The sequence below is a fragment of the Bacteroides sp. 1_1_30 genome (genome assembly GCF_020982715.1).
Classification (GTDB): Bacteria; Bacteroidota; Bacteroidia; order Bacteroidales; family Bacteroidaceae; genus Bacteroides; species Bacteroides xylanisolvens.
The window spans coordinates 25,865-51,894 of the sequence record NZ_JAJKHN010000029.1; the positions used below are offsets into that span (position 1 = coordinate 25,865).

Annotated in this window: 15 protein-coding genes; 8 read left to right on the forward strand and 7 right to left on the reverse strand. The window is 43.0% G+C overall.

The annotated features are described in order from the left end of the window. Positions 1-64 precede the first annotated feature (64 nt). Positions 65-1,117: a DUF3810 domain-containing protein gene (locus tag LPH68_RS10520; protein WP_015532482.1), complete on the reverse strand. Its 1,053-nt coding sequence runs from the start codon at positions 1,115-1,117 to the stop codon at positions 65-67. 140 nt (positions 1,118-1,257) lie between these two features. Here LPH68_RS10520 and LPH68_RS10525 point away from each other — a divergent pair, with 140 nt between their 5' ends. From LPH68_RS10525 to LPH68_RS10535, 3 genes are all read left to right on the forward strand, one after another. Then, on the forward strand, positions 1,258-1,896 hold the full coding sequence (locus tag LPH68_RS10525) for a hypothetical protein (protein ID WP_004315854.1): 639 nt from the start codon (positions 1,258-1,260) through the stop codon (positions 1,894-1,896). A gap of 64 nt (positions 1,897-1,960) precedes the next feature. Next, on the forward strand, positions 1,961-4,597 hold the full coding sequence (locus tag LPH68_RS10530) for a valine--tRNA ligase (RefSeq protein ID WP_074909410.1): 2,637 nt from the start codon (positions 1,961-1,963) through the stop codon (positions 4,595-4,597). A gap of 116 nt (positions 4,598-4,713) precedes the next feature. Then, entirely contained in the window at positions 4,714-6,609 is a 1,896-nt protein-coding gene (locus LPH68_RS10535; RefSeq protein WP_117808968.1) for an ATP-binding protein, read from the forward strand. 313 nt (positions 6,610-6,922) lie between these two features. Here the strand turns inward: LPH68_RS10535 and LPH68_RS10540 are convergent, their stop codons facing one another. Beyond that, complete coding sequence (locus LPH68_RS10540; protein ID WP_151923575.1) at positions 6,923-7,498, reverse strand: RNA polymerase sigma-70 factor; 576 nt, start codon at positions 7,496-7,498, stop codon at positions 6,923-6,925. 134 nt (positions 7,499-7,632) lie between these two features. Here LPH68_RS10540 and LPH68_RS10545 point away from each other — a divergent pair, with 134 nt between their 5' ends. The 5 genes from LPH68_RS10545 (at position 7,633) to LPH68_RS10565 (ending at position 17,165) form a co-directional block, all read left to right on the forward strand. Further along, positions 7,633-8,655 carry a FecR family protein gene (locus LPH68_RS10545; protein ID WP_151923574.1) on the forward strand — a complete coding sequence of 341 codons (1,023 nt, stop codon included), beginning with the start codon at positions 7,633-7,635 and terminating at the stop codon, positions 8,653-8,655. A 247-nt stretch (positions 8,656-8,902) separates the two neighbouring features. Beyond that, positions 8,903-12,079 (forward strand): SusC/RagA family TonB-linked outer membrane protein, encoded by a 3,177-nt coding sequence (locus LPH68_RS10550; RefSeq protein WP_120143670.1) that lies wholly within the window; start codon positions 8,903-8,905, stop codon positions 12,077-12,079. A 31-nt stretch (positions 12,080-12,110) separates the two neighbouring features. Further along, entirely contained in the window at positions 12,111-13,862 is a 1,752-nt protein-coding gene (locus tag LPH68_RS10555) for a RagB/SusD family nutrient uptake outer membrane protein (RefSeq protein WP_008645340.1), read from the forward strand. A 22-nt stretch (positions 13,863-13,884) separates the two neighbouring features. Next, the gene (locus LPH68_RS10560) at positions 13,885-15,153 is read left to right on the forward strand and encodes a hypothetical protein (RefSeq protein ID WP_008645339.1); all 1,269 of its coding nucleotides are present in this window, start codon (positions 13,885-13,887) and stop codon (positions 15,151-15,153) included. Next, complete coding sequence (locus LPH68_RS10565; protein WP_008645338.1) at positions 15,153-17,165, forward strand: DUF5689 domain-containing protein; 2,013 nt, start codon at positions 15,153-15,155, stop codon at positions 17,163-17,165. Before LPH68_RS10560 ends, LPH68_RS10565 begins: the two co-directional genes overlap by 1 nt. 132 nt (positions 17,166-17,297) lie before the next feature. On the opposite strand, the gene LPH68_RS10570 is transcribed toward LPH68_RS10565, so the two are convergent. The 5 genes from LPH68_RS10570 to LPH68_RS10590 all read right to left on the reverse strand — a co-directional run bounded on the left by LPH68_RS10570 (position 17,298) and on the right by LPH68_RS10590 (position 25,430). Beyond that, the gene (locus LPH68_RS10570; RefSeq protein WP_009039707.1) at positions 17,298-17,744 is read right to left on the reverse strand and encodes a hypothetical protein; all 447 of its coding nucleotides are present in this window, start codon (positions 17,742-17,744) and stop codon (positions 17,298-17,300) included. Between the two features lie 61 nt (positions 17,745-17,805). After that, positions 17,806-18,912 (reverse strand): DUF6340 family protein, encoded by a 1,107-nt coding sequence (locus LPH68_RS10575; protein ID WP_151923573.1) that lies wholly within the window; start codon positions 18,910-18,912, stop codon positions 17,806-17,808. 241 nt (positions 18,913-19,153) lie between these two features. After that, positions 19,154-22,471, reverse strand: coding sequence for a preprotein translocase subunit SecA (gene secA, locus LPH68_RS10580; RefSeq protein WP_008645335.1), 3,318 nt, complete (start codon positions 22,469-22,471; stop codon positions 19,154-19,156). Positions 22,472-22,668: 197 nt separating this feature from the next. Beyond that, positions 22,669-24,243 carry an alkaline phosphatase family protein gene (locus LPH68_RS10585; RefSeq protein ID WP_087318634.1) on the reverse strand — a complete coding sequence of 525 codons (1,575 nt, stop codon included), beginning with the start codon at positions 24,241-24,243 and terminating at the stop codon, positions 22,669-22,671. After that, positions 24,243-25,430: a DUF4105 domain-containing protein gene (locus LPH68_RS10590; RefSeq protein WP_151923572.1), complete on the reverse strand. Its 1,188-nt coding sequence runs from the start codon at positions 25,428-25,430 to the stop codon at positions 24,243-24,245. The genes LPH68_RS10585 and LPH68_RS10590 overlap by 1 nt, the downstream gene beginning before the upstream one ends. Positions 25,431-26,030: the final 600 nt, after the last annotated feature.

Below are 26,030 nucleotides of genomic sequence, written 5' to 3' on the forward strand. Positions count from 1 at the left end.
TCCGTTTTATATTAGTGCTGCAAATATCGTGAAACTATGTGCCAAAACAAGGCACAATCTATACTTATTTCTTTTTCCACTCCTGATAGGAAATCAGCAGCCCCACTACTTCCGAGTAGTTCTGCCGTCCGCTTTCTATCTTATTCCCTTTCAGATAAAGATCGTATATCCAATCCTGCACAGCACCAACTACAGGGCTATACTTGGCAGCCCAATACGCCTGGTTATTCTTAGCCAATTCGATAATTTCCGGTCGGATGCGTTTAAACAGTCGGGTGTATTTTTCTTCCGGGAGTAATCTTTGCGCATTTCCCAATACATGTCCCAATATAGAAAAATATCCGGAAAAACGGATTCCCATCGCTTCTGAACGGGTGCAAATCTGATAAGCATAGAAATTAGCTTCCGCTTCGCTGGTGATACCTAATAAATGGGCTAGTTCGTGAGCATAAGTGGCCGGATAATTAACGGGAAGCAAATCTCCGTTGAGTGTAAACTCGCAGAAGAAAGGCCCCATGCTACCCGTTACCCCTACCATCGAAATGAAGGGAGTGAATAACATTGTTTTTACCCTCGGATGCTCGTGTGGAGGGCGATTTACGCCCAGGCTATCACTTAACTGATGATAGATTCGCACAGTTTCCTCTCGTATCAAATCTTGATTGATACTATTGACAGGAGTATACGAACGGTTCAGTTGAGTAATATAATCATCTACGAATTCTTGGAAAATCTCGGGAGTATAGGCGGTATACGGGATTTCTGTTCGTTGATAGAAATTTTTCTGCGAGTAGTTCAGTCCCCATGCCAGATAGAACCATACATAAATCCATAATAAGTATTCCCCGTCGCGCAATAAGATTTTCTTCCAAGGCAACTTCTTGCGGAGACGGGCATAAAAGGGATAAACAATCACGCCTGTGATGCTAAGGAAAATAAATAAATCCCCTATGGCAAAAGGAAATAAACCGGAAAAAAACGACAGGACGTAGGAGATAAGGGGATAGATTGTTTGAGAATAGATCGTTGCCAGAGCAGGAATCCATTGCGTTAGCCACACCAGGATTAATAATGCTCCTAAGGCTACATATCTTACATTTGGCTTATTTTTCATCATTTGTATAAAATCAGTCAACAAAAATATGCATTTAATAAACGTCGCGCGAAAAAATACCTCTATATTTGCAAAAAATCTGTTAACAGTGACTTTGTGTACCTGCGTAATCAGAGAAAGTTATTCAACATAAACCGGATAAGATGGCTACATCAGAAGAAATAGAAAAGTATTGCAGGAATTGCGTGTCACGTGATTTTGTGAACGGAAAAGGACTCGTTTGTAAACGTACCGGAGAACTTCCCGCTTTTGAAGAAGAATGTGACAGTTTTGAGCAAGATAAGGAACTGGAAAGATTAGCGCCTCCCAAGCCGGAAGACTTTCCGGTATTCATGACAGAAGAGGAAATGCTTGCCGAAGAGAATCTGCCCAAAGGAATATTGTGTGCAGTTGTCGCATGCATCGTTGGTGCGGTGGCATGGGGGCTGATCTCCGTTTCTACAGGTCGTCAGATAGGATTTATGCCCATTGCTATCGGATTCATGGTAGGTTTTGCGATGCGGCAGGGCAAGGGAATACGTCCCATTTTCGGAATTACCGGTGCGGCATTATCTCTGGTTAGTTGCATCTTAGGTGATTTCTTGTCTATTATCGGGTATATCTCCCAAGATTATGAAATGGGCTATTTTCAAGTCCTGGCAGGTGTAGACTATGGAGAGATATTCTCTATTCTGTTGAAAAATGTAATGTCGATGACTGCCCTGTTCTACGGATTCGCTCTTTATGAGGGATATAAATTCTCTTTCCGTGCACAGAAACACCCCGAGGGTGGTAAGATTTGAATTTAAATTATTAATTTTGCACCCGTTATTTTTAGAATATACATTATCATATACATAAAACAATATGGAATTAGCAAGTAAGTACAATCCCGCTGACGTGGAGGGAAAGTGGTACCAGTATTGGCTGGACCACAAATTATTCAGTTCAAAACCCGATGGCCGTGAACCTTACACCATCGTCATCCCGCCCCCGAACGTCACCGGTGTGTTACACATGGGACACATGCTTAATAATACCATCCAGGATATTTTAGTTCGTCGTGCCCGTATGGAAGGCAAGAATGCTTGCTGGGTGCCGGGAACTGACCACGCTTCTATTGCTACCGAAGCTAAAGTTGTAAACAAACTCGCTTCTCAAGGTATCAAGAAAACCGATCTATCTCGTGACGAATTCTTGAAACATGCCTGGGAATGGACAGACGAGCACGGTGGTATTATCCTGAAACAACTCCGTAAACTCGGCGCATCCTGCGATTGGGATCGTACTGCTTTCACTATGGATGAGAAACGTAGTGAAAGTGTAATCAAGGTATTTGTCGATCTGTTCGATAAAGGATTGATCTACCGGGGCGTCCGCATGGTAAACTGGGACCCGAAAGCCTTGACTGCCCTTTCTGACGAAGAAGTAATCTACAAGGAAGAACACGGAAAATTGTATTACCTTCGCTATAAAGTAGAAGGTGATCCGGAAGGTCGCTACGCGGTTGTTGCAACAACCCGTCCTGAAACAATTATGGGTGATACGGCTATGTGTATCAATCCGAACGACCCGAAGAACGAATGGCTGAAAGGAAAGAAAGTGATCGTTCCGCTGGTAAACCGTGTCATTCCTGTGATTGAGGATGATTATGTAGACATCGAATTCGGTACGGGTTGTCTGAAAGTAACCCCGGCCCATGATGTAAACGACTATATGCTGGGTGAAAAATACAACTTGCCTAGTATCGATATTTTCAATGACAACGGTACATTGAGCGAAGCTGCCGGTATGTATATCGGTATGGACCGTTTCGATGTTCGTAAACAAATAGAGAAAGACCTCGAAGCTGCCGGATTGCTCGAAAAAATAGAAGCCTATACTAATAAGGTAGGATATTCGGAACGTACCAACGTTGTGATCGAACCGAAATTGTCTATGCAATGGTTCCTCAAGATGCAACATTTCGCAGATATGGCATTGCCTCCGGTAATGAACGACGATCTGAAATTCTACCCTGCAAAATACAAGAATACCTACCGTCACTGGATGGAAAACATCAAAGACTGGTGTATCAGCCGTCAGTTGTGGTGGGGACATCGTATTCCTGCATACTTCCTGCCGGAAGGTGGCTATGTAGTAGCCGCTACTCCCGAGGAAGCTCTGGCAAAAGCAAAAGAAAAGACGGGTAATGCCGCTCTGACAATGGAAGACCTTCGTCAGGATGAAGATTGCCTGGACACTTGGTTCTCTTCCTGGTTGTGGCCTATCTCTTTGTTCGACGGAATCAACAACCCGGGCAACGAAGAAATCAAATACTACTATCCAACAAGCGACCTTGTGACAGGACCGGACATTATCTTCTTCTGGGTAGCCCGTATGATTATGGCAGGCTACGAATACGAGGGACAGATGCCGTTTAAGAACGTATACTTCACAGGAATCGTTCGTGATAAACAGGGACGTAAGATGTCTAAATCGCTCGGTAACTCTCCCGATCCATTGGAACTGATTGAAAAGTATGGTGCCGACGGTGTACGTATGGGTATGATGCTTTCAGCTCCCGCCGGAAACGACATTCTTTTCGACGACGCCCTTTGCGAACAGGGACGTAACTTCTGCAACAAGATATGGAATGCTTTCCGTCTGATTAAAGGATGGACTAATGGCAAAGGTTCCATTCCGGTTCCACCCGAGGCTCATCTGGCTGTTCAATGGTTCGACCAGAGACTGGATGCAGCTGCGGTTGAAGTTGCCGATTTGTTCTCTAAATATCGTTTGAGCGAAGCATTGATGTTGGTTTACAAACTGTTCTGGGATGAGTTCTCTTCTTGGTTGCTGGAAATTGTGAAACCTGCTTATGGACAGCCCATTAATGGCTTTATTTATAGTATGGTGCTTAGTTCTTTCGAACGTCTGCTTGAGTTGCTGCATCCTTTCATGCCGTTTATCACAGAAGAACTGTGGCAACAACTGCGTGAGCGCGAACCGGGTGCAAGTTTGATGGTTACTCTCATGAAGGAGCCTCTTGAGGTAAACGAGAAATTCCTGCAAGAATTTGAATTGGCTAAGGAAATTATCAGCAATGTTCGCAGCATTCGTTTGCAGAAGAATATTGCTTTGAAGGAACAACTCGAATTGCAGGTTGTGGATAGTCATCCGGTAGAAAAAATGAATCCGGTGATTATCAAGATGTGTAACCTTTCTGCTATTAATGTAGTATTCAAAAAAGCAGAAGGTGCTGCTTCTTTCATGGTTGGAACGACAGAATTTGCCGTACCATTGATTGACATGATTGATATAGATGCGGAAATCACTCGTCTGTTGGCCGAACTTAAACATAAGGAAAGCTTCCTGCAAGGCATCGTGAAGAAATTGAGCAACGAGAAATTCGTGAACAATGCTCCGGCAGCCGTCATAGAACTTGAACGCAAGAAACAGGCGGATGCGGAAAGTATCATTCGTTCTTTGAAAGAAAGCCTTACTATCTTGTTGAAGAAATAACTCTTTGATACCTGGTTTTATATAATATAAGGCATCTCAATTAATTTTGAGATGCCTTTTTTTTGCGAAATGGAAATAAATACTACCTTTGCCGTAGCTATTATAGAACATCACAAATGAAACAAGTACTCCGAACCATCTCATTCTTAGGCTTATTCCTTTTTATAGAAGGATTCTTATTATCTGTGTCAGCCCGAACTGAAACAACAAATAAAGAAGTACTGGTTTTGAATTCCATTAATTTTAATCTGCCTTGGGCTAAAAATTTCTATTGGTGTATACACGATGCTCTTCAGAAGCAGGGGATATCTGCCAAAGCGGAATCTCTTTCCGTACCAGCTTTGGCTAATAAGATGGAAGCAGATGCCGTAGTCACCCATTTACGGGAGAAATACCCGGTAGCTCCCGCTGCCATCGTCTTGATTGGAGATCCGGGATGGATTGTTGGCCGTGAACTGTTTGATGACGTATGGAAAGATGTTCCGGTAATAGTGACAAATGCCCGCGACCGCCTGCCTGCTTCTCTCGACGTTTTGCTGTCTCATGCTCCACTAACAGAAACCAATAGCGTTCCCGGTGAAGAATGGAGAAGAGGCTATAATCTGACACTTTTAAAGCAGCATTATTATGTGAAGGAAACAGTGGAACTGATTTATAAACTAATACCGGATATGCAACGTCTGGCATTTATTTCGGACGACAGATATATTAGTGAAGAAACCCGTAGAGATGTAAAGGAAGCCGTCGAAGAGAATTTTCCGGATTTACGTCTGGATCTGCTTTCTACCACTCAATTATCGACAGAAATGTTGCTGGATACCCTGCATAGTTATAAACCTAATACAGGGATTATTTACTATTCCTGGTTTGAGTCTCATAATGAAAATGATAACAACTACCTTTTCGACCACATACAGGAAATTATAACCAATTTTACTCCCTCACCTCTGTTTTTGCTATCTCCCGAAAATTTATCGAACAATACTTTCGCAGGAGGATATTATGTATCGACGGAGTCTTTTTGCGATTCTTTGCTGGAAATCCTGAATCGCATATTGAATGGAGAACAAGCCCGCAATATCCCGGGTGGAGTGGGAGGGGAAGGAAATTCCTATCTTTGTTATCCTGTATTAAAGTCTTATAATATTCCGTCAAGTCGTTATCCCGACGATGCAGTATATATTGATAAACCTCAAACTTTTTTTCAGCAACACTATGTTAAGATTATTGCTAGTTCTGTTTTTCTATTACTTTTGATAGCTGCTATTGTCTATTATATTCGTATTCTTCGGAAAGCGTATAGCCGTTTGAGTGAAGCGGTGGAGAAAGCGGAGCAGGCTAATCAATTGAAATCTGCCTTTTTGGCGAACATGAGCCATGAAATACGTACTCCTTTGAACGCAATCGTGGGCTTTTCAAATATGCTTCCCCATACAGAAGATCCTGTCGAAATGCGCGAGTACGCAGATATCATCGAAACAAATACCGACTTATTGCTCCAATTAATTAATGATATTCTGGATTTGTCGAAGATTGAAGCCGGAACATTTGATTTCTATCCTTCCTCGATCGATGTTAATCAGACAATGGAGGAAATCGAACAAAGTATGCGGTTACGTTTGAAAAACAGTGATGTTACCCTTGCATTTACCGAACGCTTGCCGGGTTGTCTTTTTTATATTGATAAGAATCGACTGATACAATTGCTTGCCAACTTTGTCAATAACGCTATCAAATTTACTCAAACAGGCACTATCTGTATGGGGTATCGTATGACAGACACCGATACTATTTATTTTTATGTATCAGATACCGGCTGTGGTATGTCAAACGAACAGTGTGAACATGTTTTCGAACGATTCGTAAAATATAACCCATTCATTCAAGGTACCGGCTTAGGACTTTCCATTTGTCGTACGATTGTTGAGCGTCTCGGGGGAAAAATAGGAGTAGATTCAGAAGAAGGTAAAGGATCTACTTTCTGGTTTACACTTCCTTATAGAAAGAGATGAAGTTAGTTAATAGATAAGTTACTGTCTCCTTATTGCAAACTTCCTTTTCCTTACTGCCAAAGTTGTTTTTGTCTAAGAGAAATCTATAAACGGAAGCTTTGTTTTTATAAATGAAACTTGCATTTATAAAAATGAAGGTTGCATTTATATAATTGGAACTTTCGTTTATAGTTTGTTTCAGGTCAAAGGGAACTTTTGCCTTAGAGGAACGTAAGTTTATCTTTAATACAACGTAAGTTGTCTATTAATACTTTAGCTGACAGGTAATAGCCAAATGGAATAATATTGGTGGTTACTTATATGTTTCGTCTCTCTAGGGAAATAAGAGAGGTAGTAGTAACGGGAGGTAATCTTTCAAATCCACGCGCAGTTGCTTTAACGCTTGTTGAATACGGTAATCTATTGTTTTGGGCGATACCCCCAGTGTTTCTGCAATCTCCTTGTAACTCATATCCCGGAATCGGTGCATCACAAAAGCTTCCCGATAACTTTCGGGCAGTGCCGCGACAGCATCTTCAATCCGTTTTGCAAGTTCTTCAATCTGATAATAGTCCGTATCTTGCAGCATTTCCTGCATTTCTTCATAAAAGCGGGTATCTGCCCGTTGGGTGGCATCGATATGTGCAAGCTTGTTCAAAGCCCTGCGATACACCATCTTAAAAAGATAAGAATTAAGAGAAGACTCGATAACCAGTGTTTCCCGATTTTCCCAAATCCATAAAAGAGAATCCTCTACAATCTCTTCTGCATCTTCCAACTCGACAAACCGGTGACCATACGCGCACAGCATCGGATAATATCTCCGAAACAGTGTATCGAACGCTTTTTGATCTCCGTGTTGAACGGCTGATAATAGAAAATCATTGTCTGATTGATAAGTTTCTTTCATGTATTAGCTCCATAATTTAACTGCAAATATAGCTTTTTTAGATAGAAACAAAGATTTTTCTAAAAAAAATGGTTTTTAGTTTAGGAGTCTTCCTATTCTCCCTTGTCTTATAGTAAAAGGCAATAAAAAAAGATATGGATAAAACAGATAGAAATACGATAGAAGAACTGCTTCCACGTTATTGTGAAGGGGTGGCAACGGAAGAAGAACGTCTGCAAGTTGAGATGTGGATGAGCGAATCGGACGAAAATCGACGGATGGCAAAACAGATACATGCTCTTTATCTTGCCACGGATACAGTTAATGTTATGAAGAAAGTCGATACGGAGAAAGCATTGTTGAAGGTGAAAAGTAGAATGTCGGGTAACAGACACAAGGGAACGATGTGGTGGCAATGGGCACAACGTGCGGCAGCAATTTTGTTCATTCCACTTCTCGTTACATTGATGCTCCAATATTGGGGAGGAAACGAACAGGAATTGGCACAAATCATAGAAGTGAAAACAAATCCTGGGATGATGACCTCATTGACCCTGCCCGACGGTACACTTGTTTATCTGAATTCGGAATCAACACTAAGTTATCCTTCACGTTTCGATAATGATACAAGAAATGTGACTTTACAGGGAGAAGCTTATTTTGAAGTGGCTAAGAATCCGGAAAAGAAATTTATAGTTTCCACTTTCCATCAATCACAAATAGAAGTACTGGGAACTCATTTTAATGTAGAGGCATACGAAAAAGAAGCTCGGATTTCAGCGACATTGGTAGAAGGAAAGATCGGTTTTATTTATAAATCAAATGATGTCTCGAAAAAAGTGTTGATGGATCCGGGACAGAAATTGGTCTATGATTCAAAAGATAATAAGGTTCAGCTTTATGCCACTTCCGGAGAATCGGAGATTGCCTGGAAAGAAGGTAAGATTATATTCAGAAATACTCCTTTGGAAGAAGGCCTGCGAATGTTGGAAAAACGGTATAATGTGGAATTCATTATTAAAAACAATCGTTTGAAAGGAGATTCGTTTACGGGAACATTCACTAATCAGCGTTTGGAACGTATTTTGGAATATTTTCGGCTTTCTTCTCAAATCCGTTGGCGGTATCTTGATTCGCCGGATATGAAGGATGAAAAGAGCAAAATAGAAATATACTGATTGATTAACCTTAAAACAAAAATGCAATGAAAGACAGAGCCCCTTAATTAAAAAACATACGGGATGATATTGGCGTATCTTCCCGTATGGAAATCGGTAAATCTTTTTGATGCTTGTTTGGCGACAAGCTTAGATAAACTTTTTATTAACTTTAAGTCATCACAAATTTATGCAAAATTATTTTAGCATCCAATTTTTATGGGTGGTAAAGTCGCTTTGGCGAGTTTCTAACAAAATCCCATTATCTATGAGACTTTTGATTTTATTCTTGGTATGCTCTATCGGGCTATGTTATGCGTCCGATAGTTATGCACAAAAAACTTTAATCAGTATTGATGTACACAATCAGCGGGTGGAGGATATTTTAAAAGAGATTGAAGAGCAGTCTGATTTTGATTTCTTTTTCAATAACAAACATGTGGATTTGAATCGCCGCGTATCTATATCAGTTGATAGAAGTAATATATTTAGTGTGCTTAAGGAAGTTTTTGCTGGCACTAATGTGCGATATTCAGTGCTAGACAAGAAGATTATACTGTCTGTTGAGGTACAGTCACCGCAACAGGAAAAGAAAATGATTGTATCTGGTATCATATCGGATGTACAGGGAGAGCCGGTAATAGGTGCCAGTATTCAGGAAAAAGGAGTAGTCGGGAAAGGTACAGTTTCCGATTTGGATGGAAAATTTAAGTTGACGGTTGCATCCGATGCCATATTGGTGATTTCATACATTGGCTTTCAGTCTCTTGAAGTAAAGGTGGGAAACCGTACAAACTTGTCAGTGGTATTGAAAGAAGATCATCAGTTGCTGGATGAGGTAGTCGTTATCGGTTATGGAACGATGGAGAAACGTGCAGTGACCAGTTCCATCACTTCCATATCATCCAAAGATTTAGTGACTGGAATGGGAGGCTCCACTATTGCGACAGCTTTAAAGGGTAAAATCTCCGGTATGAATGTTTCCGAGACTTCCAGTCCGAATGCTTCTGCCAGTTTCCAGCTGCGTGGAGTAGCGTCCATCAATGCTTCTTCTTCTCCTTTGATTGTGATAGACGGAATTCCCGGAGGTGATTTACGTTCTATCAGTCAGGAAGATATTCAGTCTATTGATGTTTTGAAAGATGCCTCTGCAGGTGCTATTTACGGAACAAGAGCAGCCGGTGGTGTCATCTTAGTGACTACCAAGAAAGCAAAAGAAGGTCCCATAACCTTATCATATACGGGCGAACTCTCTACCGAGCAAGTTTCCAGGAGACCGCAGGTCCTTGATCGTGATGCTTTCGTTAGGTTCGGAGTAGGAACAGATTTAGGTGCATCCACCGACTGGTACGGTGAACTTTTGAATGAAGGAGCACTCTCCCAACGCCATGTTGTCAACCTCTCGGGCGGCGGCCATACAGCTAAAATATATGCTACTATTATGGCACAGGATCAAAAAGGTATCGCAATTGGTGACAACCGTAAAGACTATTCGGGGCGCATCAATGCAAATTTTAACCTTCTCGATGATTTGCTGGAAATAGGCTTGCACACAGAATACCGGGAAGCACACCGGGATCAGCGGAGCAGTAGTTCCTATTTCGACATGGCATTGAAGATGAATCCGACGGAACATGTATATGACAGCACTAGTGAAACAGGATATAATGTATTGGTTGGTGGTAGTGAATATTACAATCCTTTAGCAGAAGTAATGTTGAAACAGGCAGATAATGTTGATAAATGGCTGAAGGCGGATGCGACGGTAAAGCTCAATTTGCCTGCCGGATTCTCGGCACAAGCCACTCTTGGCTGGGAAGATCGCCAGTATCAGCAGACACATTATACGTCCGCGTTACACAGAACCTCTTTAAATGGAAGTTATAAAGGAAGAGGATTTCATGCATATAGCAAAACAGTCAATGTCTCTTTTGAACCTACCATCAATTTCATGCGTGTTTTTGCAGACGACCATACGGTTAGTGCGGTAGCCGGATATAGTTATTGGGAAAATAACTCTGAAAACTTTAATATGACTAACTACGATTTTCCTGTGGATGGAGTAGGGGCTTGGGATATGGGGACAGGTAGCTGGCTTTCGGACGGAAAGGCGGCAATGTCTTCCCACAAATATCCCCGTGAACGTCTTATTTCATTCTTTGGCCGGGCGAATTATAGCTATAAAGACCGCTATATGCTTACAGGAAGTGTTCGCCACGAGGGCTCGTCAAAATTCGGAAAGAATCATCGTTGGGGAACATTTTGGGCAGTATCAGGCGGATGGCGTATATCCAATGAGGCATTTCTGCGTGACGTCAGTTTTCTCGATGACCTTAAAGTACGCGTTGGTTACGGTGTAACGGGAAATAACAATTTCTCTGCAGGAGCATCCACTGCCATGTATTCTTCCAATTCAATGTGGCCTTATAACGGTACATGGATCACCTCTTATGGACCGGCCCGTAACGTCAATTATGACTTGCACTGGGAAAAGAAAGCAGAGCTTAACATCGGCTTGGATTATGCATTTCTGAATAACCGTCTTTTTGGTAAGTTTGATATCTATAAGAGAAGAGTTTCCGGAATGTTATATAATATCAACGTTCCCAATCCTCCCGCTGTTTATGAAACAACCACCATGAATTACGGTAATCTTGAGAATACCGGATGGGAGTTCGAGATAGGAGGAGTACCCGTCAAAACCAGAAACTTTAATTGGACAACTACTATGCGCCTATCACACTCTTCCTCCAAAATTACCTCTTTGTGGGGCAATAATACCTATCAGGATCGTGTAGGATTTCCGTCACCGGGTACAAACGGATCAGCCGGTAGAATTGAGGCCGGAACAAAAATCGGAAGCTATTACATCTGGAAATATGCCGGTATCACGGACAATGGCAGGTGGCTTCTGTATGATAAGAATGACAATGTAATCCTTAGCGATAAAAAAACATATGACGACAAACGATATATCGGCAATGCCATTCCTGCATTGATGGTATCATGGGATCATACCTTCACTTACAAAAATCTCTCTTTAGGCATCAACCTGCGTAGCTGGATCGATTTCGATGTGTTCAATACCATAAATATGTACTATGGACTTTCTGAAGTGGCAGGCCAGAATGTTCTTCGCAACGCATACATTGATAACCGGCACATCAAAGAAGTAAAGCAACTTTGCGATTACTGGCTTGAGGATGGTACATTCTTGAAGATTGATGCCATTAGCCTGGGGTATTCTCTTAACATGAAAAAATGGCAAAAGTATATAGATAAGATTGATCTTTACCTGACCGTCCGTAACGTTGCCTGTTTTACAAAATATTCAGGATTGAATCCGGAAGTGAATGTGAACGGTTTGGATCCCGGTTATGAATGGTTTAATAATATTTATCCTGAAACTCGTAGATATACCTTTGGTATGAAAATCCAATTCTAATAGTAAAGTACCTATAAACTAATATAATGATATGAGACGAAATATTCTAATTATAATCTCTTTCCTCACCCTTCTGGTGGCCTCCGGTTGTACTAATCTGGATGAGAAGTGGTATTCCGAAGTAACTCCGGATACTTATTTCACATCTAAGGAAACTGTCTACTCTTTTCTGGTACGCTCTTTCACGCACTGGCGTTGGTTTCACGGATTCGACCGTGCCATTCTTCAGGAATGTACAACAGACGAGATGTGTGTCACACAAAAAGGAATACATTACAATGATGTCCGATACGCCCAGCTGCAACACCATGACTGGACACCACTTCACCCCAACAACGAAGAAACATGGCGTGGAGTAGGTATGGGAGTAGCCATGGCTTTAGCCTGTAAAGAAGACTTAGCTGGTGTAGACTATGTTTCATTAGGTATGACGGAAGAACTGAAGGCAGATCATCAGATGCAGCTCCAGACATTAGTGGCCTATTTCTATTTGAGAGGACTTGATTTCTATGGCGGTATGCCTATTTACCGACGTTCTACCACAGAGGAATCTCCACGTTCCACAGCACGGGAAACCTTTAATTATGTGGAAGAACTCCTGCTTGCCGCCATCCCCAAACTAGAGAAAAAAACAGCAGATATGCTGGAAGAAGGTTACTTACGCCAGGGAACCGCGGCTGCTCTACTTGCTCAATTATATTTTAATGCAGAAGTCTATACAGGGGAAAGTCGCTTTGCTGAATGTGCGCAGATTTGTCAGGATTTACTAGACGGTAAATACGGCTATTACGAGTTGGAAGAAGACTGGTTCGGTCCTTTCACCTTCGAAAATAACAAGTCGAAAGAAGTGATGTGGTCCGTTCAGTCGCAATATGCAAAAGGAACTCTGTTTCAGTGGCAGTTCGAACGTTATAATCATTATAATGCGAAGAACTATTTCGATCTTAGTGGCTATTCCTCTACGAACGGTATGCATCTTCAACCATCTCTGAAACCCAATGGTGATCCCTATACGGACAAACTCGGACGTCCTTTTGCCAAGTTTCATGCGAAAGACCTTCGTAAGAAATTGTATGTATATAAAGGAAATGGCAAATACGAAGGAATGTTTCTTTACGGAAAATTACAACGTATATCAAGAAGTGGAACAGAGGTGAAATGTACGGGACTGTATGAATACCCGGGTGAGGTTCTTGAATTTGTTGACCAGGTAGCACAATTTAAGAAAGTGAAAGACGGAGAATATTCTTCCGTAAATGAACTTCCTTCCAATATAAGTACCGGAGAAGAGAATTCGGGAATACGTTTGTGCAAACTGCCGGTGCCGGACAATACAGACAAGACACTTGCTTTTAATCCTGACTATCCGGTTCTTCGTTTTGCAGAAATCTATTATATGCTTGCCGAATGTAAATACAGAAGCGGATATAAGAAAGAAGCAGCCAATCTTTTCAACGAAGTGCGTAAACGCAACTTTGAGAATGAAGTAGACCCTGATCCGGTGACTGAAACGAATATTGACAAGTATCGGATTCTCGATGAGTGGATGGTCGAATTTCTTGGCGAGCAGCGTCGTCGTACCGATCTTCGTCGCTGGGGCTTATATACAACAGGCACCTGGTGGGATCACAAAGCTACTAATGACGATCATTATGAACTCTTTCCTATTCCGGAAAAATCAATTTCCGTCAGCAACGTCTTGAGACAGAATCCGGGATATGGAGGCGGCAATGAAATGACGAAAGAGGAAGCCGGTATATACAGTGTTAAACAAATTGATTAATAGAACATTAAAGAATAAAACAATGAATAGTAAGATATTATTTCTAGGAGCCGTTATGATGCTGCCTACATTCGCTAGTTGCCAACAGGAAAAGCCTTTTCCGGATGATGCTGTAGATAAAGTGTATGAATACCTTCCGGAGTGGCAGGCTGGTTATTTGGACATTCATCAGATTAGCACGGGAAGAGGGAATGCAGCCTATCTTATTTTCCCGGACGGGACTACCATGTTGCTGGATGCAGGAGATTTGGGAGTACACACCGGTACCCAGGAGATTATGAAAGCAGTTCCTAATGACTCTAAACGGCCTGCTGAATGGATTGCCCAATATATAAAACATTTCTCATTGCCGTTGAAAAATAACGGTGCTATTGATTATGCCTTGCTCACTCACTTCGATACAGACCATATCGGACAGAATGGAAAACTGGCAATCGAAAAAGTAGGGCTGGACTACAAACTTACCGGAATAACTCATGTGGGTAATCTTCTGGATATTTCCACATTGATAGATCGTGGCTACCCTACATACGATTATCCGACAGCGGCTAAAGTTACGGGTGCCCATATCTCAAACTATAAATTATATGTTGCCGCTCGTGACCGGGAAGGTAAAAAGAATGAAGGGTTTGTGACAGGAAGTAACACACAAATCAAACTATTAAAAGCTCCGGGTTCCTATCCTACATTCGAAGTACGTAATATTGTGGGTAACGGTAAAATTTGGACAGGCAGCGGAACGACTTCCAAAGAGCTTGTGCCATCTACCGCTTCTTCGAGCGAACAGTTGAACGAGAACCGTTGCAGTTGCGGAATACGTATCACATACGGTAATTTCGATTACTTCTCGGGCGGAGATATCCTTGGAGTGGAAAAAGCGCCGGAATGGTTTGACATAGAAACACCTGTAGCTACATTGCTGGGCGAAACAGATGTGGTAGTGGCCAATCATCATGCATACTCTGACGCTATGTGTGATACCTACATTTCCCAAGTGAAAGCGCAAGCCTACGTGATTCCCGTGTGGGATTACTATCATCCTCAACCGGCTCCGCTAAGCCGGATGCTGTCTCAAAGCCTTTATGCCGGTGAACGGTCGGTTTTTGCCGCCGGTATGGTAGACAGTAACAGGAGCAGGCTGGGTGAAGACGGTTTGAAGATAAAACCCGCCGGACATGTTGTTACACGTGTTTATCCGGGAGGAGAGAAGTTTCAGATCTTTGTGTTGAATGATCGAAATGAAGCTTATGAGATACTATATAAAACAGGTGAAATTAAATCTAATAATTGATGAATATGAAAATTAAAGATTCAATAGCCTGGGCAGCTTTTGGGGCTGTGATGGCAATTATCATGTTTCCGTCATGCTCTGACGAAAATGAAGCCGGCATATTGGAAATAACAAATAATGAGATTATTCTTCAGGCTGAAGGTGCTCCGGTTCAGGTTGAAGTGAAATCCAATACCGAGTGGCGCATAGACTTTGCAGAATCAACCTGGTTTTCTACAGATATACGTGGAGCCCAGTCATCAAGAACTTATTTCACAGTGACTTATGATGAAAATATCAGTGATTCCGAACGTTTCTGTGATATTCGTGTGTTTACAAAAGATGGGAAGACTTCGGATGTAATCAAGATAAAACAACTATCCCGTTATCCATTTATAGTTCCTGCCAGTGATAATATGGAACTCTTTACCAAAGGAGGCGAATATAATATGGATATTTCGACCAATGTGCCTGAAACGGATATTGTGATTACGCCGACAGTGGAATGGGTGAAAGAGTATCGGATAAGTGACGGAAAACTTTATTTCAATACGGAAACAAATTCTCAATCACCCCGCACAGGAAGTATCGTATTGAGTTATGACGATCAATACCAACGTAAAGCCACGACTACAATCAACCTGTCGCAAGCATATTCTGAATATGCGAATGCAGAACTTGTCAGCTATCCAACCGTTTATGGTTATCCTGTCGGTGGAATTACTAACAATGTATATATTGAAGGAACGATCGTTGCTACTGGTACATCGAAAAACTTCCCGAACAATCGTTATGTCATTCAGAATGAGACCGGGGAGACAGTGGTATTTGAATCAGAGTCTCTGATTACATTTGCGCAATTTGCCAAAGTCTCATTGTGTTTGAAAGATGGAACGATAAAGGAAGAATCAGAGGGCAGCTTTACCTACAGACTGATTAGCGGTATCACTGCCGCCCATGTAATCAGTTCGGAACTTTCCACCTTCACGATTCCTGAAAAAACAATCGCAGAACTAACGGATAATATGGTATTCAGCCTTGTGACCTTAAAAGATGTCGAGATTGCCTCTCCGGTAGGTGCATTTACTAATTTCAAGACTACCGATCCGGGGGCTGCCGACCGTAAGGCGAATAAAAATTATTGGGTGGAGAGATTCCCGGCATACTACAGATACTATCCAACCTGCATCAGAGATAAAAACGGCTCTAATACATATATGCTTACTTCGCTCGATGCTCCTTATGCGCATGAGACACTTCCTAAAGGTTCAGGAACCATCACCGGAATCGTAGCGAAAGTCAAGCTTACCAATTTTGACATCTCCGAAAGCCGGTTGTGTATTCTTCCGCTTCATAGAGAGGATATCAATATCGGTGATATGAACGAGATCACTTCGGTGCTCGTGGAGTGGGATTGTAATGTGCCCGATTGGAAAGAAATAGGTGCTTCTACATTTACGGAGTATCATCCGACAGGCGGAGAAGCATCGCAGTCAAATGCTATTCTTAATAAAGACGGGAATAAGCATTTCCAGCAAACCTATGCAGATTACATATTAGGTTTCCAGGATGATTTCCGGGGAGATATGAATCTTAATACCACAGATGGATATTATGGGCGTATGCGAGGAGGAGCCTTCAATAGTAAACCGTGGTCTACAAGTTCATATTTTTACGTAGACAAAATATCGACAGTAGGTATTTCTACATCCCTGTCTCTTCAGGTTGAAATGAATGCAAGTTGGGGAGGTGGCCCTGTTGCAGTAGTTGAATATGCTTATTCGATGAGTGGTGAATGGGTGAAAGTAGATAATTCAGAGTTTACCATTCTGGGACAGTTTGACAGAACTGCTGCAGGTGGACAGACGGAGAAGAACATTCCTGGTTATAAAGTCTATGACTTTAAGTTGCCGGATGCCTTATTGAACCGCGATAATATCTGTATCAGATTGCGACCTGTTCGACTTCCGTCCGGCGTATCGAGCTTCATGCCGCTTCGACTTGCTAATATCTCGATCAAATATAATAAATAACCAATAGGGAAGTATCTATAAAAATAATCGGAAGCAACAGGAAATACCCTGTTTGCTTCCGATTCTCTTTATATAATGATTTCGGATATTTATATTAATCCTGAACGAACTCTATCCTAAAAATGCTGTATTTTATTTTTCCAACAACTCTTTTAAGAACTCGTCCAATTCCTTATCCAACCCTTTCAGCAATTCATCGTTCACCAGGATCGTATCATCGTCCACCAGTAACAATTCCGCTATGGTCTCTTTCTCTTCATCCACCAGAACGAAAGAGTAAGGCTTCAGGATAGTCACCTTGTCGAAGTCTCCGGCATCTTTCATTCTGCAAAGAATGTTGCGTAGAGAAGGTTCCACACTTTCAAGGAAATCATCCCCTTCATACGTAGCCCATTCTTCGATCATGATGTTTGCCAGTTCTTCATCATCATCATTGTAAATATTAAGTTGTCCCGATGTCTGGTCCGGTTGGAGATGGATATCGGTTACAACTGTTTGTTCACAGTTACATGTATATTTAGCGACTGCCTTTTGGATAGCCGATTCGATAATGGATAGTGATTGTTGGCTTAGTTTCATGGGTTCCTTCTTTTTATAAGTTCAAAGGTATAAAAAAAATAAGATTTGATACACAATTTCCTTAAAAATCATCATTAAATCGGCTCATTTGTAATTTTAACTTAGGTAATTGAGCGTTTCTCTCCTTCAATTCGGCTAAATACAAGGACGTAAGATAATAATTCGGCACATCGTCAATGCTGGCCTGAACACTATCTGTGATATTCTTTTTATCAATTTTCTTGGCTAGTTGCTGTGCTTTTTCCGCCCATTCTTCCGCTTTAGCGAGACTATCTTTCATTTCATAATAAACAGCTATGTTGAGAGCTGCCCGCATCTTCTTCTTTTGGTTCTTGGTACCTTCGAAAGCCTGGTTCCAAAGTTCGTATGCGTCGTCCCATGAATTTTCGCGTACATAGATGGCAGCATCACGCATGGGAACCGAACCTCCGGTATACAGATACCGTGTTCCTTTTTTCCACATAGGGACGAGATATTTCACCGGAACTGTCCCTGCAAATACCGCCGCTTCCTCCAGCATTTGTTTGTCGCGAATCATGCGGGTGGCAGCTTCTACGGCAGTACCTCCAAACTCTTCCCAAAAGATGCTATCATTAGGATGGAGCGTAGTCATCGGCCGACTACGTTCGGGAAGATACACTTTCACCGTGGGATATACTTTTACGTCTACTGCTCCTTGAAAACAGTTGAACTCATTCAGAAAACGGACAGATTTAGTTGCTTTGAGTTGCAGATTTTCCAGTGCAATGATAAAATCCACTCCCAAACTAGAGGCTAACTGACGGACTTCCTCCTGGCTCAACGTACTTTCGCGGGCCAGTTTATCATTTGCCCGCAAAGCAGAGTCACAGATGACTACTTCTTCAAAATAATTCTGATGTGCGATTTCTTCAGCCAGTGACTCGGTGGCAATCTTGGGATCTCCGTTGGCGTATGCCGTTGCACGACTTACCAGCGGTGTACCTTCTTTGATCTTTTCAGTCGTTGCTATTAGTTTGTTATCCGGGATATTGCTGGTGTTATTCACGATAGCTACTTTCCGGAGTTGCGGAGGAAAGCTCAAGTCGGCAGGTTGCAGATAATCAATGGAAATCTGTTCCAAACTCTGACAACTACCCAGTGTCAGCAGGAAGATAGTGACGAAAGCCAGTGAATAAGATTTTGCCATAGTTTTGTTCTATTTAGTAATTTGAACAAAAGTACAATTTTGGAGGAATAAAAGAAAGTCTCAAACAGTTTTTAACCGTTTGAGACTTTCTTTTGTGTATTGAAACTTGAGATTATACCTTAATGTTAAAAATTAAATAAGGCTTTTGAGCGAAGCTGATTCAAAAATGAGCGCAAAGAAATAGAAACTCCTACTTACCCAACTTTTAACTCTCAACTCTCAACTCTCCCTTCTCAACTTCTTAAAGGTTTTTACCGTGACAGTTCTTATACTTCTTGCCGCTTCCGCATGGACAAGGATCGTTACGTCCTACAGTCTTTTCTGCACGGATGGGTTCACGTTTCTGCTGTTCACGAGTATCCTGGCTGGCAGCAGCCTGCTGATTCGGATCACTCAAGTCCTGCTTGTTTTCGCGATACTTGCTCATATCCTGACGTTGTTCAGGAGCAGCCTGACGCACTTCCACACGACGGGCAGCCTGTTCGTCCGGAGCTTCCTGTACAGGAATTTGTCCGCGCATCAAGATAGATATAGTCTGGTTGTTGATCTTGTTCACCATGGCGTCGAATAAAGTCACAGATTCCAGTTTATAAATCAACAGCGGGTCTTTCTGTTCGTAGCTTGCGTTCTGTACGGAATGTTTCAGTTCGTCCAGTTCGCGGAGGTTTTCTTTCCATGCTTCGTCGATAACGTGGAGCAGGATTGATTTCTCGAACGATTTCACCACTTCTTTAGATTCCGATTCGTAAGCCGCTTTCAGGTTACAAGAGATATTATACATTCGTTTACCGTCTGTAATAGGAATCAGGATGTTTTCGTACATGTGTCCCTGATTTTCATATACCTGTTTGATAACCGGATTAGCGATCTGTGCCAGACGTTCAGTTTTGCGTTTGAAGTTATCCATCGCAATGTTGAAAGTCTTTTCGGCCAACTTTTCTTTCTTCTCGTTACGGAATTCTTCTTCAGTGAACGGAGTTTCCATCGCTAATGTCTGAAGCAGTTCCATTTGGCAACCTTCATAATCATTGTTTTCGATAGCATTGGCACAACGGTCCCAAATCATGTTCACGATGTCCATACCGATACGTTCACCCATCAAAGCGTGGCGGCGTTTGGTGTAAACCACTGTACGCTGCTTGTTCATCACGTCGTCATATTCCAACAGACGTTTACGAATACCGAAGTTGTTTTCTTCCACCTTCTTTTGGGCACGTTCGATAGAATTGGAAATCATCTTGTGTTCGATCATTTCGCCTTCCTGGAAACCAAGTTTGTCCATTACGCTGGCGATACGGTCGGAGGAGAACAGACGCATCAAATCATCTTCCAGTGACACAAAGAATACAGAAGAACCCGGGTCACCCTGACGTCCTGCACGACCACGCAACTGGCGGTCTACACGACGGGATTCGTGACGTTCCGTACCGATAATTGCCAAACCGCCCGCAGCCTTTACTTCCGGACTTAACTTGATGTCGGTACCACGACCAGCCATATTGGTAGCAATGGTTACTGTTCCGCTCAAACCGGCAGTAGCAACGATGTCCGCTTCTTTCTGGTGCAGTTTGGCGTTCAATACCTTGTGCTCGATATGGCGCATGGCAAGCATCTTGCTCAACATTTCGGAGATTTCTACCGAAGTAGTACCCACCAATACCGGACGTCCTGCCTGAACCAATTTTTCGATTTCCTCGATAACAGCTTTATACTTTTCGCGTTTCGTCTTGTAAACGCGGTCGTTCATATCCTTTCTTGCAATCGGACGGTTGGTCGGGATCACGACTACGTCCAATTTGTAGATGTCCCAAAGTTCGCCTGCTTCCGTTTCAGCAGTACCGGTCATACCGGACAGTTTGTGATACATACGGAAGTAGTTCTGCAAAGTAATCGTTGCAAAGGTCTGCGTAGCAGCTTCCACTTTCACACGTTCCTTGGCTTCGATAGCCTGGTGCAATCCGTCAGAGTAGCGGCGACCTTCCATGATACGGCCTGTCTGCTCGTCTACGATCTTCACCTGTCCGTCGATCACTACATATTCATCATCTTTCTCGAACATGGTGTAAGCCTTCAACAACTGGTTGATGGTGTGTACACGTTCCGATTTGATGGCATAGTTTGTCAGAAGTTCATCTTTCTTTTCAAGCAGTTGTTCGTTAGTCAGATGTTGGTTTTCCAGTTCCGAAAGTTGTCCGGCGATGTCCGGAAGAACGAACAATGTCGGGTCTTCAGAGTTACCGGTAATCAGGTCTACACCCTTGTCTGTCAGGTCTACACTATTCAGTTTCTCGTCGATCACGAAATACAGCGGATCAGTAACTTCATGCATACGCTTGTTGTTCTGTTCCATGTAGATCTCTTCCGTTTTGAGCATACCTGCCTTGATCCCCTGTTCACTAAGGAACTTAATCAAAGCCTTGTTTTTCGGCAATGCCTTGTGGCTGCGGTATAAAGCGAGGAATCCTTCTTCCACCTCTTTCTTATCGTTGGATGCGATCAGTTTCTTTGCTTCGGAGAGATATTTGGTAGCCAATACTTTCTGTGCTTCTACCAGACGTTCTACTAACGGACGGAGTTGCTCGAACAATTGGTCGTCGCCTTTCGGTACAGGACCGGAGATAATCAACGGAGTACGGGCGTCGTCAATCAATACCGAGTCGACCTCATCGACGATGGCATAGTTGTGCTGACGTTGTACAAGGTCTTTCGGGCTGATAGCCATGTTGTCACGCAGGTAGTCGAAACCGAATTCGTTGTTTGTACCGAACGTGATGTCTGCCAGGTATGCCTGACGGCGCGCGTCGGAGTTCGGTTGATGGCGGTCGATACAATCCACGCTCAAGCCGTGGAACATATAAAGAGGTCCCATCCATTCGGAGTCACGTTTGGCGAGGTAATCATTCACGGTAACCACGTGCACACCGTTTCCGGTTAGTGCGTTGAGGAATACCGGGAGGGTAGCCACCAATGTTTTACCTTCACCGGTTGCCATTTCCGCAATCTTACCTTTGTGCAGAACGACACCACCGAAGAGCTGTACATCGTAGTGAACCATGTTCCATACCGTATCGTTACCACCGGCTATCCAGTGATTCTGATAGATGGCCTTGTCGCCTTCGATGCGTACAAAATCTTTCGTTGCAGCCAGTTGGCGGTCAAAATCCGTAGCGGTAACAACGATTTCTTCATTTTCTGTGAAACGTTTGGCAGTAGCTTTCACGATAGAAAAAGCAACGGGCAGTACTTCGTCCAGTGCTTTTTCATATTTCTCCAGAATTTCTTTTTCTGTCTTATCGATTTGTGCGAAGACTTCTTCGCGGTCTTCCAGTTCCAGTGTCTCGATGCTTGCCTTCAACTCTTCCACTTTCGCACGTTCGGCAGTAGCCGATTCATGGATATATTTTTTGAGTTCTTCCGTTTTGGCACGGAGGGCGTCGTTGTCCAGTTTCTCAACCTCCGGGTAGGCAGCTTTGATCTTTTCCACCCAGGGCTTGATTTCTTTCATGTCTCGTGTGGATTTGTTTCCGAAAATCGAGCTTAAAAATTCATTAAATCCCATGTTATATTATTTAGTTTATTATTTATCTTTTTCTGCACCACAGATTCCACGGATTTACACAGATTTTTTCATATAGAACACGGATCTTTCTTTTTAATCTGTGTGAATCTGTGGGATTTGTGGCGAATAATCTCCGCAAAGTTACATTAAAATGCTGATTTATTTATGTTTTGCTCCCTGTTTTTGTGAGTAAATTTTTACCGTAGGTCGGTAATAGGAGCAGAAGTACAGGCATTGGGAGCCCGGATGCGCATGAAATGTGCCAGTGTGGGCGCAATATGTTCAATGGTTACAGGTGTCTGGATAATGGCCGGTTTTACGGAATGTCCCATGAAAATCAGCGGTGAAGGGATATAAGAATGACGTACCACTTTGTTTTCGCCGCCGTTCTCGTTGACGATGGTCCATCCGGGAAGGACGTCGATTACGAGGTCGCCCGAACGTTTACGGTGGTAGCCGTTGCGTATTTTATGAATTTCCGGTGTCCATGAACCCAGCAACAGTCGGTTGGCTGAATATGCTTCGTTCACTCCGCTGAACTGCATCAGGAATTCTGCTGACTTTTGTTGGATCTCTGCCAGATTCAGTTCCTTCTTTTCCAGCAATTTATGATTCAGATAAATCTGCTGGTTGTGGTGAGCTTCCACATACTTTCCTTCGCCATACGTAGCCATCAGGTACATATTCAATAGGGCGGCACAACGGTTGAGATAAAACTCTCCGCCGGGAATCTTGTACAATCCCGAGTCAGCCGATTCGCTGTCCGTATATCCGGTGGAAGTGACGAAAATAAGCACGTTTTGTAGTCCTACTTTCTTGTCGAGCGCTTCGAGCAGGTTTTCGATGCTGCGGTCGAGACGCACGTAGGTGTCTTGTATTTCCATGGCACATTCCTGTACGGATTTATGTGCGTAGTTTCCTGCATAATAAGTGAGTGCCAATAAGTCAGTAATGTCATCCATGCCGATGGAGCTTTTGTTCAATGCCTCTTCGGCAAGTGCGTTCACTTCGTCATTCACAAAAGGGCTGGCGATGAAGCGTCTGTACTTATTGTTACGGTCGTCATCAAATTTATATTTGAAGAGTATATCCCGCCAATCTGGCAGAAAAGTGTACATGCCACGGGGGAATACCGGTTCCCATGTCATACCCGCAATACGGAAATCAATCGCCTGCCGGTCATTGTATTGGCTTGCCCACCACGGAAATTCTCCATAATAGGTCGTTCCGCTCCATTTTCCGGTGTTGGGATTGAGCCAGAAAGCACCGTTTCCGGCATGTCCGGCTGCGAAAAGCGCGGCATCGCAATCGGGGGCGATGGCATATACGAGTCCTTTGCCTTGGGTCGCTATTTTAAGCTCGTCGGCAATGGTGGAAGTCAGTAATTTGGTGGGTGCGGCGGTTTGGTCGGTGTAATATCCCATGAATTCGGTATCGTCCGTACTGTTGACGGGGCGAAGGGTAGAGGCGTCCATCCATCGTTGGGAGATGATTCCGTTCATGGAAGGCGTCGTGCCGCTGTAAATAGCTGCGATGGCAGAAGCGCGGTCTACGCCGCAGAAGGTATATTCGGCGTTATGGAACACTCTTCCCTCTTTCCAAAGACGTTTGAAGCCTTTCTCGCCGTAGAGTGACGAAAACGCTTCCAGATAGTCCGTACGCAATTGGTCGATAGTCAGCCCTACCACTAATTTAGGGGCGGAAGGCAGTGACTGGGCTTGTAGCCCGGTGAAAGTCAGTACGGTGATGAGGGAAGTTAGTAGTCCTTTCATTATTTCTTTTTAGATGTCACAATCAGATTGCTTGCTGAACGTATCAGCAAAACGAGTGCCAAAGGTACAACAGCAAAGTCAAATCTTTGCGGAATTACAGGAAAAAGCACTATAAAAAGTGTTAAAACGACCAGATTTAAGGTCAAGTACCAGCATTTCTTCCCTTTTCGGACACAATATACGATGTAGGGAAGGAAAAGAAGTTGTCCCGGATGGAAAACCAATAACAGGAAATTGGAGCTGACTGCCGGGTGTTGGGAGAGGAGGGCGAGGAAAGCGAGGACGCATCCCACGATACCTGCCATGCCAAAAAGAACAAGGTCGATCCCCCATAATCCGGTTCTCCGGCGGATGCCATAGATCGTGGCGGCGGCTGTCAGTATAAATAAGAGTAACGAGCATTGGAGAGGAGTGGGCATCCAGCCGCTTTCATCCGGTTCGGGAGTGACGTCGATTATCAGCTTGTTGGTTTTGACAAGCGGACGGGAATAGGTATCTGTGGAAATCTGTGCGCCGTCGAAAGCATCCATCAGATAGAAGGGGGCAAACATCATTTGCCGTTGTGTGATGGGCTGGTCGGCTTCGCTTCCGATGCAGAGGTCGATGCCGAAACGCGCCCACGGATGTCCTTTGCAATATTGATGTACGATGTCGCGGAAAGTGCGCGAACCATCCTGCGGTTCCGTCGGATAAACCACCTTTCCTGCAATGCTTTCTTCTATCTTGTCCCGGGGACGGGTGGCGCAATTGTCGTAAAAGAAATTATAGCGGTACACCCGGTTTTCCGGACGATAATTTTCTTGTAATAACTGGATTAGTTTTGTTTTCTCTTCATCAGTCAGGTTCAGTGTTTGCTGCCACACGCTGCGTCCGTAGAATGCGTATTCAGCCGCAAAATGCTCATAATCCGTTACTCCCAGTTGGTAGTCGGTTTCTCCGAGCGAGAAGCGGAAGATGAAGTTAGGAGTGTTGAAACTGAATAATCCGTAATTGAACACAGCGTCAATCCCTTGTGACGGGTTTTCATAGCGGATGGCAGTGTGTCCGAACAGGGAATATATTTCTTCTCCGGGAGCGCAAGTCAACAAGCTCAAGCGGATGGAGTCGTTGCTGTTGGCAGGTGCTTGTCCGGCGGACGGAAGCAGCAGGAAGAAGGAGAGGATTGTATATAAGAAAAAACGTTTCATTAGCAGGCTCGTTTTATTTTGGTGGCAAATATAGGAAGAATTGTTGGATTCGGGAAAACGGTGGTTCTGTTTTATCGGAATAGAGTCTCTATTTCATACAAACAGAGGCTCTATATGGCTTAAACAGAGGCTCTGTTTCCCTCAAATAGAGCCTCTATTTTGGGGCTAAAAAATCGAACAGCCAAACGAACACCCCCTGAAGGTGGCTCAACTGCTTGTCTGTCATGCGTTTGCAACGCTCGGAAAAAAGTAGGCGAACCACCAACCGAACATATATAAATACTAAAATATAATAATCTATATAATATAGTTCGCTCAACACACTTTTTCTGTGTTTTGTGAATGAAAAAATGAAGATGATTCAGGAAATTTGCCTTTAGATGAGATAAAACGGAGCCTCTGTTTGGATGAAATAATGTTTCTGTTTGAACGGAAAATTGATTACAAAATAGCGGAACGCTTTGTGGAACGCTGTTTTTCTCTTGTAATCTATTGCTTATTAGCTGTTTATGATGTAATGAAAAAGGACTGCCGAACGCAAAGTGGAATACATAATAAACAATAAAAGATAATTGATCTATTTAAAAATAGATAGTTCGA

Bases quoted from the DNA above. Each gene is read 5' to 3' on its own strand.
- LPH68_RS10545 (WP_151923574.1), top strand. From the start codon at position 7,633: ATGGATAAAACAGATAGAAATACGATAGAAGAACTGCTTCCACGTTAT.
- LPH68_RS10555 (WP_008645340.1), top strand. From the start codon at position 12,111: ATGAGACGAAATATTCTAATTATAATCTCTTTCCTCACCCTTCTGGTG.
- LPH68_RS10575 (WP_151923573.1), bottom strand. From the start codon at position 18,912: ATGGCAAAATCTTATTCACTGGCTTTCGTCACTATCTTCCTGCTGACA.
- LPH68_RS10550 (WP_120143670.1), top strand. From the start codon at position 8,903: ATGAGACTTTTGATTTTATTCTTGGTATGCTCTATCGGGCTATGTTAT.
- LPH68_RS10570 (WP_009039707.1), bottom strand. From the start codon at position 17,744: ATGAAACTAAGCCAACAATCACTATCCATTATCGAATCGGCTATCCAA.
- LPH68_RS10535 (WP_117808968.1), top strand. From the start codon at position 4,714: ATGAAACAAGTACTCCGAACCATCTCATTCTTAGGCTTATTCCTTTTT.
- LPH68_RS10520 (WP_015532482.1), bottom strand. From the start codon at position 1,117: ATGATGAAAAATAAGCCAAATGTAAGATATGTAGCCTTAGGAGCATTA.
- LPH68_RS10565 (WP_008645338.1), top strand. From the start codon at position 15,153: ATGAATATGAAAATTAAAGATTCAATAGCCTGGGCAGCTTTTGGGGCT.
- LPH68_RS10590 (WP_151923572.1), bottom strand. From the start codon at position 25,430: ATGAAACGTTTTTTCTTATATACAATCCTCTCCTTCTTCCTGCTGCTT.
- LPH68_RS10540 (WP_151923575.1), bottom strand. From the start codon at position 7,498: ATGAAAGAAACTTATCAATCAGACAATGATTTTCTATTATCAGCCGTT.
- LPH68_RS10530 (WP_074909410.1), top strand. From the start codon at position 1,961: ATGGAATTAGCAAGTAAGTACAATCCCGCTGACGTGGAGGGAAAGTGG.
- LPH68_RS10525 (WP_004315854.1), top strand. From the start codon at position 1,258: ATGGCTACATCAGAAGAAATAGAAAAGTATTGCAGGAATTGCGTGTCA.
- LPH68_RS10585 (WP_087318634.1), bottom strand. From the start codon at position 24,243: ATGAAAGGACTACTAACTTCCCTCATCACCGTACTGACTTTCACCGGG.
- LPH68_RS10560 (WP_008645339.1), top strand. From the start codon at position 13,885: ATGAATAGTAAGATATTATTTCTAGGAGCCGTTATGATGCTGCCTACA.
- secA (WP_008645335.1), bottom strand. From the start codon at position 22,471: ATGGGATTTAATGAATTTTTAAGCTCGATTTTCGGAAACAAATCCACA.